General features: G+C 44.3%; 9 protein-coding genes. 7 read left to right on the top strand and 2 right to left on the bottom strand.

The window, feature by feature from the left end:
- The first annotated feature begins 83 nt into the window (after positions 1–83).
- From FIU95_RS05370 to FIU95_RS05340, 7 genes are all read left to right on the top strand, one after another.
- Entirely contained in the window at positions 84–527 is a 444-nt protein-coding gene (locus FIU95_RS05370; protein ID WP_152452222.1) for a hypothetical protein, read from the top strand.
- Between the two features lie 101 nt (positions 528–628).
- Positions 629–895: a PepSY domain-containing protein gene (locus tag FIU95_RS05365; RefSeq protein WP_152452220.1), complete on the top strand. Its 267-nt coding sequence runs from the start codon at positions 629–631 to the stop codon at positions 893–895.
- Positions 896–1,102: 207 nt separating this feature from the next.
- Positions 1,103–2,548, top strand: coding sequence for a coniferyl aldehyde dehydrogenase (locus tag FIU95_RS05360; RefSeq protein ID WP_152452218.1), 1,446 nt, complete (start codon positions 1,103–1,105; stop codon positions 2,546–2,548).
- Between the two features lie 177 nt (positions 2,549–2,725).
- Positions 2,726–3,031, top strand: coding sequence for a hypothetical protein (locus tag FIU95_RS05355; RefSeq protein WP_152452216.1), 306 nt, complete (start codon positions 2,726–2,728; stop codon positions 3,029–3,031).
- A 5-nt stretch (positions 3,032–3,036) separates the two neighbouring features.
- Entirely contained in the window at positions 3,037–3,942 is a 906-nt protein-coding gene (locus tag FIU95_RS05350; protein ID WP_152452214.1) for a ketopantoate reductase family protein, read from the top strand.
- Between the two features lie 824 nt (positions 3,943–4,766).
- Positions 4,767–5,444 (top strand): response regulator transcription factor, encoded by a 678-nt coding sequence (locus FIU95_RS05345; RefSeq protein ID WP_152452212.1) that lies wholly within the window; start codon positions 4,767–4,769, stop codon positions 5,442–5,444.
- On the top strand, positions 5,422–7,209 hold the full coding sequence (locus tag FIU95_RS05340; RefSeq protein WP_152452210.1) for a HAMP domain-containing sensor histidine kinase: 1,788 nt from the start codon (positions 5,422–5,424) through the stop codon (positions 7,207–7,209). The genes FIU95_RS05345 and FIU95_RS05340 overlap by 23 nt, the downstream gene beginning before the upstream one ends.
- A gap of 141 nt (positions 7,210–7,350) precedes the next feature.
- Here the strand turns inward: FIU95_RS05340 and FIU95_RS05335 are convergent, their stop codons facing one another.
- A complete protein-coding gene (locus FIU95_RS05335; RefSeq protein ID WP_152452208.1) occupies positions 7,351–10,062 on the bottom strand; it encodes a LamG domain-containing protein in 2,712 nt (903 codons plus the stop codon).
- Positions 10,063–10,771: 709 nt separating this feature from the next.
- Entirely contained in the window at positions 10,772–12,412 is a 1,641-nt protein-coding gene (gene groL / locus FIU95_RS05330; protein ID WP_152452206.1) for a chaperonin GroEL, read from the bottom strand.
- Positions 12,413–12,414: the final 2 nt, after the last annotated feature.

Raw genomic sequence — 12,414 nt, 5'->3', positions numbered from 1 at the left:
TGTCAACCTGAAACCTCTGTACTCAGCAAAGTCGCAAAATTCCTCCTATGCTTAGATTCAAGCTAGTCACCTGCAGAGGCTCTATGCATTACCTTATTCTGCCACTCGCTCTGGTTGTTGCCCTAACCGGCTGCGACCGCAAGGGTGAGCCACATAAGGCCCAGTCATCGGATAGTGAAGTAACCGCTGGCCAAACAGCCAGCGAGGCAATGAAGCAGCCGATACAGCAAAACGCAAACAGCACGGCAGAGGTCCCCTCCGGCCAGCTACAGGGTACCGCTTCAGGCAGTGAAACCATTTGTACACCGGGTTGGTTTACCTGGGTACAGCGACAAGTAATGGCCCAACAAGATGGAGACCTGAAAGAGATGTACCCATCAGGCCTTCCCCCCGTTGGCAGCGCGGAGTGGTTTGATGCAATCACCAAGCTGACGGGCGGTAACCTGGCCAATGTGAAGCCCGGCAGCCCGGAGTGGTGCCTGGCAATTCAGAAACGCCTTAGTCACCCCGGTGACCAAGGCCTGTAAGGCAAGCAATAGGCCAAGCATCTTGCTAAGCAAAAGCGAGATGTAAACCTTCTATTACCCGGTCAATTTTTCAACCGGGCCCGAAAGCGAGGTAGTGAAAAATGAAGTTCTTCAGCAGAATGTTGCTGGCACTAATCGCCGCAACCACGCTACAAACCGCCATCGCCGACGAAAAACCCCCACCCGGGGCAATGGCACTCTCTATGGTGCTCACAAAGTTAGAGCAACAGGGTTATACCCCAATTGTTGAGGTAGACCTGGAAAGAGGACAATGGAAAGTGGAGGCTTACAAGGGCGATCAAAAATACGACCTGATTGTGGATCCCAATTCGGCAGAGGTTCAATCCGAAAAACCCGATAACAGCTAATGTGTGTAACCCAGGGCTACTCCCTCTAGCCTTTTTGCCCCGGAGTAGGGACACGCCGGGGTGGGCCAGAATACTTCACAGTTTTAACAAGTGTGGTTGCAACTCACGTAACCGCAGTGATTATGTCTATCTACTGACGTAATTGGTCAATCACCGCTGAGATGAATGAGTTAGTCTGGGGTAAGACAAACGCCCAAGGATAATAATATGACCATCCAGACCCTCACCCGGCAGGATGCAGACAAGGCGCTTCTCCAGAATCAGCTAGACAGCCAGCGCCGAGCCCATCACGCCAACCCCGTTCCCAGCTACCAGCAGCGAGTACAAGACCTCAAAACCCTGGGGAGAATGCTACGTGAACAGCAGGAGGCCATTGTAGAAGCCATATGCTGCGACTACGGCAGTCGCTCACGGGAGGAAACTCTGCTACTGGAGATATACCCTGCCCTTGCCGGTATTAAGGATGCGATCAAGAACGTCAAAAAGTGGATGAAACCCCGCCGGCGCCATATCGACTTCAAGGCCTATCCCCTGTCTAAAAATACGGTGGTCCCCCAACCCCTGGGGGTAGTCGGAGTAATAGTGCCGTGGAACTTCCCAATTAACCTGAGTATTTCCCCGCTGACCAATATCTTTGCCGCCGGCAATCACGCGATGGTCAAAATGTCGACCAACTCCAGCCGGCTGGCCGAGTTATTAAAAGAGATCAGCCCCAAGTATTTTCCTGAAGAAAAGCTTTCTTTTATTCCTGACTACGGCGAAATAGGCCCACTGTTCTCTAGCCTGAAATTTGACCACCTGATTTTCACCGGCTCCAGCACCACAGGTCGAGCCGTGATGCGCTCCTGTGCAGAAAATCTCACTCCAGTCACATTGGAGTTGGGTGGAAAGTCACCGGCTATCATCGCTCCAGATTTTCCCATAGAAAAAGCGGCGGAGCGTCTTATCCACTGGAAAATGGTCAATGCGGGCCAGATATGTGTCAATGTGGATTACCTCTTCGTACCAGAGAACCAGCTGGACAATTTTATCGAACATGCAGGCCGGCTGATTAAAAAACACTTCCCAAACTGGCAGAGCCCTGACTATACCTCCATTATCGACAGTGCCGCCTACCAGCGCCTGTGGAAAACTCTGGATGATGCCGTCGACAAAGGAGCCAAGGTTTACGATCTAAGCGAGGGGGAGCTCAAGCGGAACGATAGCCTACGAAAATTCCCCCCTCACCTGTTAGTCAATGTAAACCAAGATATGCTGGTGATGCAGCGGGAAATTTTTGGGCCTCTCCTACCGATTATGACCTATTCCAGGCCCGAAGAGGTTATAGACTATATCAATGCCCAGCCACGACCGCTGGCAATTTATCCCTATACCAACGATAAGGATCTGCAAAATCGCTATATTGAGCAGATTATGTCTGGCGGTGTGTCGATAAATAACTGCGTGTTACATGTTGGCCAGCACGATATTCCATTTGGCGGCGTTGGGGAGAGTGGTATGGGACACTACCACGGCTACGAAGGATTTCTCACCTTCTCCAAACTGAGGCCAATTTATCAACAGGGACCTATCGATCTACTGAGGTTAATGCGTCCACCCTATGGAAAGTTTTCCAATAGACTATTAAACCTTATGCTCAAGATGACTCAATAAAACTGGGCACTAACTGAGTGCAAGTAGTCAAAACCCTTTCCTGAAAAACAATAACCCGGCGAGTCTGTTGCCGGGTTAATTTTTAGTTTTTCCTGAAATTCCGTTAAAATCACTGGCGTAATGATCATCCTCTGTCCACACTAAAAACATGGCTTGGTTGTAGTGTTGGAGCCTTGTGTGAGTTTTATCGTAACGATCATGCTCGTTAGTAATTTGACAAATCCTATTCCCCCAGGACTGGACCCCAACAAGCCAGCCCCCATCTACGATAGCCCAGACCTCTATGAGGCCACCCCTTCGGTGATCGCACTCGATCCCTCCACTATTCGCTCAAAACTCTACAATTTGGGATTTAAACCAATTACCAGTATGCACTTTGTTGGTGGACGCTGGAAAATTCAAGCGGTTTACCTGGGAGAACTTAGAGCCCTGGAGGTGAATCCAGATAATGGAATTATTATTGCGGATCGCCCAGCCAAATAGGCAATATGAGCACGCCAAAGGAGCCAGTGAAAAAAGGGAAGATACTAATACTCGGAGCAGGATCAATTGGATCATACTTAGCCGCGAAATTTTTTCATGCAAATTATCATGTAGATGTTATAGGAAGAAAGGCTGACAGGATTGGGGATCGACTTTATATCAATAACCAGGCATTTGACTTTCCTCTTACCTCAAGTGAGATCAATGTACAGCTGACCTATGACTTTATTTTCTTAACGTGCAAGGTCTTTGATCTTAAAAAAAACCTGCATAAATTAAAGGAAAGAAGTCCAAAATCAAAAATTATAATATTACTGCAAAACTGCCTCTTTGATATTTCCGAACTTGAACGCACCTATAATCAGGACTTAACTAGCCTTCTGGTGTATGACGGCTTCAATTTAATCGAGAACAGATTAAAGCATACTCAAGGTTCTGGATTTCTCATTGGGAGCGACAAACACACAGAAAGCTTACTTCGCCTATTTAAAGACTCACACATAGAAATTAAAAAAAATGAAAATATCCAGCAGCATCGAATTGAAAAAGCCATTTATAACTGTGTGATAAATATATTCTCTGCCACCCACTCAAAAACTATCAGGGAACTATTTGCCGACGCAGAAATAACTGAACACATGCAAAATATACTCTATGAGTCTCATGAAGTTCTATCACAAGAAATGGAGATTGCACAAGATAAAGAAATAATGTGGGACAACCTAAGTCGATTCGCCAGTAATCTGGACCACTATGCATCAACCTACCAGGATGTCAGAGAAAACAAAGTTACAGAGCTTGCCTTTTTAAATGGCTTTATTATTGATTTGGGGCGCAAAGTAGGTATAGCTACCCCCCTAAATATTGAGGCCGTGGATAAATTTAAGAGAAAATATCCCAATCTATATTGACTTTTCATGGCATCATGAAGAGTCGGACAAAGCTAAGCCACATACTATAAAAAAAGATCACAGACCTTCCCTGCTATTTTTCCAACTGTCTAACAGCTGACTTTAAAGTTACCCAGCATCCAGATACCCATTTGGCTATGGATATAGCTCAATCAGGCAGTTATGAAAGTCAACAGGTGGCCAATTAATGGTGGATCGGGCACTGTAATTTATGCAAAGAGTAGCTTAAATAAGGTGATAACCTCGGCCGCCCCATATCACCTTGACGATTTATAGCATGTACTAGAAAAGATCTAAGAATCACACCATATTTATCAAAACGCCTGAATTCTTCTCGGAATCCTTTGCCGTGAGCGGGTAAATCACGCTCGCCCAAAATATATATTGACTACAGCACCCATACTACAAGAGTCAACCCAAATCTTCATTGAATACTGCTAAGAGTATTCAAAGTTTAGCCCCCCTGACAGCCTTAAATCAGCTAAAGAGTTCAATGACGCTAACTGATAAAATTCATTTGCAGGCAGCAGTTCATAATGGGAAAATACCGACATCAAAATCATTAAAGAAGAAAATAGGTCCAACAAAATAGATAATGTGTGGAAATTTTTACCTAATTATGGTGACCTAACATTATACCCAGCATCCAATGTATCTAAATTTTGTGAATAGACTCAAACAATATTCAATGTCAGCTGTCTATCATAGGCGATAGACATTGAAACCCAGACCCTTGTCAACAACATTATTTTGTTTTTTAGCTGAATAAGCTTACGAGAAGCAGTCCACCCCCTCAAGTTAGGCAATTTAACTCTTATTGATTTATGCGTATCTGTATCATAGAAGACGATATAAAGTTAAGCCATTACCTTTTGAAAAGCCTCACCCAAGAAGGACATAGTGTTGAGCTTTGCCATGATGGAAAAACAGGGTTGATTCAAGCCAGCACTGAATCGTTTGATGCCATTGTACTTGACCGGATGCTTCCCGGATTAAACGGGTTGAATTTACTAAAAGCTTTGCGAGAAATGAAAATATATACCCCAGTTTTGATGCTAAGCAATCTGGGGGAAGTAGATCATCGCGTTGAAGGATTACGTAATGGGTGTGATGATTACCTAGCCAAGCCGTTTTCATTCGCTGAGCTTCTAGCCAGAATAGAAGTAATTGGTAAGCGTCGCCCTCTGTCCAGCGCTCAAAAGTCCCTCATTGTTTCAGACCTTGAGTTAAACCTGTTAAGCAGACAAGCCCAGCGCAAAGACCGAAGAATCGATTTGTTAACTAGAGAGTTCAAGCTTCTAGAGTACTTAATGCTACATGAGGGGCAGGTCGTCACAAAAACTATGCTACTGGAGCAAGTCTGGGATCTTCACTTCGATCCAAAAACCAACGTAGTTGAAGTACATATTAGCAGACTCAGAAAAAAAATTGACCACCCACTCGAAACCCCGCTTATTCATACGATTAGGGGGGCTGGATATGTCCTTCACAAAAAAGATTAAACTTCTGAAGAGTTCAAACTTTAAATTAGCGACTATTACATTCAGCCTTGTCTGCCTTAGCTCTACTATATCTTTAGTAGCAACTTATTTTTTAACAAAAAAATCATTAGTTGAACCTGCACTTTCTCTAATTGAGGAAACTGCCAAAGAGTCCATCACAGAGATCAACGAGCTTGGCTTTTTTCACCCTAAAATATACCCTAAATTCCAAGAAATAAAACCTAAAAACTTTATCAACAATGAAGCATCACCGTCAAAATTCACAAAGAGCTATATAGAGTTTTTTTCTAACCTTATTTCCCAAGAAAATTTAGATCAACAAGAAAAGCTTGCCGCTCAGGGGCGACTATTTGCACTCGGTGAAGATATAAACCCACCACTAAAATATATACCCTCTATTCTGATTTGGCACTTGTTGAATAGCGAGTTCCCTGAAGACTTCCACGACTACATAGATAACATAACGGACGAGCGATTTAACGATTGGCCTGAATACCATAAAAAGGTACAAAGTGATCAAACTCTACTTGCAAAGCACTATATCGAAGCCGAATATTTTTTAGACACCGAAGAGCTTTGCGTACAAATTTTAGACGGCGATCATAATTCTATCCTTAGCAATATCGAAAGACCTACGCCTGGAAATCTAAAATATAAGTCTGCGTACACAGTTATTTCTAACTCAGACTTCACATTTGACCAAGAAAAAAACCAAAAGGTTTGCCTTATAAAAGCTTATCCTCTATCCGATGGAAGTTCATTATTACTGGGAAGGGAATTCACTAGGGAATACGAATTACTGGAATTGCTTAAAACTATTATTTTTATAGGATTTTTAATTACCGTACTCATAAGCCTGTTATGTGGATATCTTGTATCCCGGCATGCCGTAAAAAGAATCAGTGAAATCAACCAAGTATGCCGTCAAATTATGATAGGAGATCTTAGCAAACGCGTACCAGTTAACAACACTGGCAGCGACTATGATCAACTCGCTCTTCATATCAACTCAATGTTAGACAAAATCCAGCAGCTAATGTTTGGAGTGAAGCAAGTTTCCGACAATATTGCCCATGATCTAAAATCTCCTCTTACGCGTCTCCGAGGCCAATTAGAATTATTACTTTCTATGGAAAAACTGGAGAGAGGGACTATTGAGGCTATCATAGACGAAAACGACAGGATCATTGATTGCTTTAATGCCTTACTAAGAATTTCACAAATTGAGCAAGGCGCACGTAGATCAGCCTTTAAGAGCTTTTCTTTACATCATGTGATTGACACACTCGTCGATGTCTATGAACCAACATTCCAAGATCTGGGAATACAATTAACCCTTAATTTAAATAATGAACAGCATTTTATCTATGGGGATAAAGAGCAATGGTCACAAGCTATTGCCAACCTATTGGACAATGTAATTAAGTATGCCCCCCACAGTGGAAATCTAGATATAAGCCTAACTACTTCTTTCCATAAAGATGGGAACTACCTTCATTTAGAATTGCATGATAGAGGACCTGGAATTCCAGAGGACGACCTTCAAAAGGTCTTTGAAAGGTTTTATAGACTGGAATCACACAGGCATACGAGAGGTAATGGGCTAGGGCTGAGTCTTGTAATGGCTGTTTGTAATTTACATAATGCCAAAATCAAACTCAACAATTGCAAAGGGTTACTTGTTCAGATAGATATTCCAATAAGGAAGAAATCACACTCCCAAGACTCATCTAGCTCCAAGAACGTTGAAACGGCTCAACTATAATGATCTTTCAAGTAATATAGATGTAATAGGACACGTTTATACCTTAACGTTGAAGAAAAGTTAGCTGTTCCAAAGGCAGCTATCCTTCAGGATAGCTGCCTTTCTAATTACTCACTCAATTTAAACTAAGAATCACTAGGATTAACCGTTTACATCAAGATTTGGTTTAATATCAATAGTTACGTCTGAAGTTGCTGCCACAGGTAGCCATATGATTAAACTTTGAGTGCCATCTGTATCCCTGATAATACCTGTTTTTGCTTCAGTTAAAATTTGACCATTATATTTTACCTGTGGGAGTTCATTTGATCCCCATTGGCGAACAACTAATGTCGGGTTCTGTAAAGGATTTGTATCACTGGCCTTTACCATCAGGGATATTTCATTTGCTGCTTTTGAAGCTGTCAGTCTATAAGCTCGCTCGTCAGTAATATAAGTGACCGTATTACTGTCAGCGCCCTTGATAGCATTCATTTTAGGCGGAGAGATCCATGATTTTGCCAAACCTTGTAGATCTGTTGGGGTACCCTGGGTAAAACCGTACATCATAGATCCCGTACCATACTCAAAAGCTTCAAGATTCCCGACTGCAAAGTGAGATACTCGATCGTTGCTAACAGAAAATCGACCATCTGAAGGGATTTGTGCCACCGGCCAATGATTCCACGGCCCCGCAAAGGGGAAAACACTACCCAAGAAGTCAATATACTCTGAGCTTTCCTCATTAGAGGAGGGGAAGAAACCTCCGCCCTGACTTACTCCGAAGACCTTCCAGTTAGTTTGGCTATTCAGAACAGCAATATTACCAGGCAAAGGCGTCTGATCATTATCCGGCCTAGGATATAGGACATCAAAACTTTCACCTGTAAGACCTGAAATTGAAACCGCATTGTAATTCAAAAAGTCTTCAGCTTTTTGACCCGGACCTAGCAGCCATTGAAAGTCCTGATAAAATTCAATCCCCCCTTCATCAGCCGCGGGGTGATAAAACACATCCCGGATTGCTACACCATCGGGGTAAATTGTATGCACCTCATCAATATAAGCAGTATTCATTACAGGTAGATCAAATACATCTGCCGCAGCATAACGCCAGTGAACTTTAACCCGCGCAGGTGTATTTTCAATCATGCGAACATGAGTGCGTAAGGCCGCTTTATCAGACATATGCTCGGCCAAAGAGACGATTGGATTGAAAACTGAAGCTGGTGTTTCAGGGTCATCCGGGTCTGGTATTATCAGTTCAACACTCTGGTCAGACATCCATCGATTATCTGTTACGAGGTTCATACCATGAGAAGTTCCTCGCCAATAAACATAGCTAATTGGCTTATCATCGAATCGGACGACAATATCCTCGTTCTCTGTCACTCTCCACATATTATCCCAAGCATCATTAAATTCTAATTTTGTATAGATGCCACCAAATTTTTGCGGGTATTTTTCCAGATCAGGCAGTTGTCGCTTTTTGTAGCTTGAGTCAGGATCACTTTTTAATACAGATATAAAGCCATTATAGGTATCGGTAAACTCCTTAGCGGTTAGTGCTCGATTATAAAGAGCGATTTCATCAACTGCTCCTTCAATACCAAATAGACTCGAGAAATGATTGAACTCATCAACTTCACCTTCCCGTACCCCATCGGTAGCAGGTAACGCTGATTGATTCATGCCAATTATTAATGGCATATCAGGAGTTGATAGATCTATATTTAAGGCCTGACTTTTATCCGCTATCCCGTTGATAAACAGGGATACATTATTTCCCGCTGAAACGCCAACCTGAACCCATTGATTCCTTGGAATGACACTTTGGGAGACTAGTGTTTTACCATTCGCAGTAAACAACAGCTTTCCACTGGAGTTTACTCCAAAATAGAAGCCCTCTTTTCCTACCTCCTTCGACTGGTGAATGATAGGTGCATTGTTCCAAGGATATGCCGCTAGATTGATCCAAGCTTCAATAGAAACAGAATTACTTAGTTTAGGAATTTCATCCTGCGCTACAACCACAGCAGACCTGTAACCATCTAAAAAGAGCGCCGAACCAGATACCCCACCAATCCAATCACCACCATGACTGTCAATATAACCTGTAGCTGAATTCAGACTATCGGTAGTACTAGCGCCCTCCCCTTCATCAAACTTCCAGTACGCTATAGGTTGATCTGGGAGTGAACGGTTAACAATCGCTCTCTTATTAATATCTGCAGCATCTAACACCAAGGAACCAGGCTCTTCATGCACATCAACAATACCGCTTTCCGTGAGGCGCATGGTTTGAAGTACAGACCCTTTACCCGCCTTCCAATCTGTAATGCTATCAGTGCCCGGGCGATATAAACGCGTGACACTGCCATCGTGAGTGATGGTAAATATCTCGTGAACCACCCCTTCGGGATCTCTTCCTTTCAATGCATCGGCTTCAGGAAAGTAGCGCCAATGAATGACAACTTTTTTATCTGTCTGCTCTAAAATACGAACAAAGGAAAAATCATTAGACTTATCAAACCGTACATCTACTTCAGCAGGAATATCAGCCAAATGGCCAACAGGTGTCGAACCACCCGTAAAATGCCAAACAGGTCTATAACTATGTTCGCGTGAAAAAACAAATTTGCCTTTTCCATCGATGTTGACAATGACATCGGCATAGGGGCCTGAGATTTTTTCTGGGATATCTGGTGAATTAACACGAGTATAATACGCAAAAAAACCTTTCTCTGTTTGAGTGAAGCCATCTTGTGGCGCTTTTGATTCTGATGCCACACCCTGATTAGAGTTAGTCGAATCTTTACAGCCTAGCACGGCAAGACATATAGCCAGCACAAGGTTACCTTTTGGCGTTAACATATCTACTCTTTCCTCTCATTTAATGAGAAAGAGTTTAAAAGAGCAGCTTAACGTCAGGCTGGATTGAACATTAAATATATTTAATATACATATATACTACTGGGTCAGAAGGAAAGAATACACTGCGCTCAAGACGCACTGTGAATACATCCCTGTAAGCTCGTAATCGGCATCCATGCCTCATACGGTCCCGAGCGCAGTGTATTCTTTCCTTCCCCCTTTTTAGTAAATGGCAATGATTGCTTCAACGGAGTTATTCAGAGGCCCCTTAGTGTGTTCTTATTCCTAAAAAGCACCCTAGTATTCTCATCAGGGGTTGTACCTGTAGGGCTTACCAGCAAATCAGTCAACTTTTAAAATTAAGCTATCGACCTATACACTCCCAATGGTTGCCACTTCCAATCTCTACAGTGTATATCTTCAGTCAGCGATCTTTGTTTCCTGCCTATTACATAAATTACAGCTAAAACTCCACCTAACGATGACATACTCAAGGGCACGGTTGAGCTTCTTACTGAACATGCTGAAGTCATAGGGTTTAAGGCACAGCCAAAAAATTTAAGTGGAAACCCTTGGCCTGTTACTGAATTCATACTGCTTTGTACTGCGCACTACAATAAAAACTGGCTCTTATCTATTGCTCATATTTTTATTATTCAAAAAAAAACCCCGCATTTGCGGGGCTTTTTAGGTAGGCTAAACGGCCGGCTTACATCATGCCGCCCATACCACCCATACCACCCATGCCGCTCATGTCAGGAGCAGCCGGCTTGTCTTCCGGGATTTCTGCAACCATGGCTTCAGTGGTGATCATCAGGCCAGCGATAGAAGCAGCCGCTTGCAGTGCAGAGCGAGTTACTTTAGCCGGGTCCAGGATACCCATTTCCAGCATATCGCCGTACTCACCAGTAGCAGCGTTGTAACCGAAGTTGCCTTCGCCTTGCTTGATCTTGTCAACAACTACGGAAGCTTCGTCACCGGCGTTGGCAACGATCTGACGCAGAGGCATTTCCATAGCGCGCAGGGCTGCAGCGATGCCGTGGTTCTGGTCTTCGTTGTCGCCAGTTACAGAGATAACCTGGGTAGCGCGAACCAGAGCGGTACCACCGCCAGGTACTACGCCTTCCTCTACTGCAGCGCGGGTAGCGTGCAGTGCGTCTTCAACGCGGGCTTTCTTCTCTTTCATTTCTACTTCAGTAGCGGCGCCTACTTTGATTACCGCAACACCGCCAGCCAGCTTGGCTACGCGCTCTTGCAGCTTCTCTTTGTCGTAGTCGGAAGAAGACTCTTCGATCTGCGCACGGATCTGGCCAACGCGCGCTTCGATGTCTTTAACATCGCCAGCACCGTCAACGATTACAGTGTTTTCTTTGGACAAGGTTACGCGCTTGGCAGTACCCAGGTGCTCCAGAGTAGTACCTTCCAGTTCCAGGCCAACTTCTTCAGAAATCACAGTGCCGCCAGTCAGGATAGCGATGTCCTGCAGCATGGCTTTACGACGGTCGCCGAAACCAGGCGCTTTAACAGCAGCTACTTTAACGATACCGCGCATGCTGTTTACAACCAGAGTAGCCAGTGCTTCACCTTCTACGTCTTCAGCGATGATCAGCAGCGGCTTGGAAGCTTTAGCTACTTGCTCCAGCAGGGGCAGCAGGTCACGGATATTGGAGATTTTCTTGTCTACCAGCAAGATGAACGGATTGTCCAGCTCGGCAGTCATGTTCTCTTGGTTGGTGATGAAGTAAGGAGACAGGTAGCCGCGGTCGAACTGCATACCTTCTACTACGTCCAGCTCGTTTTCCAGGCCGGAACCTTCTTCAACGGTGATAACGCCTTCTTTGCCAACTTTTTCCATGGCTTCAGCAATGATGGTACCAACGCTCTCGTCGCTGTTAGCGGAGATAGTACCTACCTGAGCAATAGACTTGGTGTCGGCGCAAGGAGTGGACAGGCTCGCAATGTGCTCAACAGCAGCAACCACGGCTTTGTCGATACCGCGCTTCAGGTCCATTGGGTTGAAACCAGCAGCTACGGACTTCAGGCCTTCGGTTACGATAGCCTGAGCCAGAACAGTAGCAGTGGTGGTGCCGTCACCAGCAGTGTCGGAAGCTTTGGAAGCAACTTCCTTCACCATTTGCGCACCCATGTTTTCGAACTTGTCTTTCAGTTCGATTTCTTTGGCTACGGAAACACCGTCTTTAGTTACGGTAGGAGCACCGAAGGACTTGTCCAGAACTACGTTGCGGCCTTTAGGACCCAGGGTAGTTTTAACGGCGTCTGCCAGGATGTTTACGCCTTTCAGCATTTTCTGACGAGCGTCGTCAGCGAAAATTACGTCTTTAGCTGCCATGA

It is taken from the genome of Microbulbifer sp. THAF38 (assembly GCF_009363535.1).
In the GTDB taxonomy this organism is placed as follows: domain Bacteria; phylum Pseudomonadota; class Gammaproteobacteria; order Pseudomonadales; family Cellvibrionaceae; genus Microbulbifer.
The sequence above is the reverse complement of the archived record's forward strand: the minus strand, read 5'-3'. Positions and strand labels throughout refer to the sequence as shown.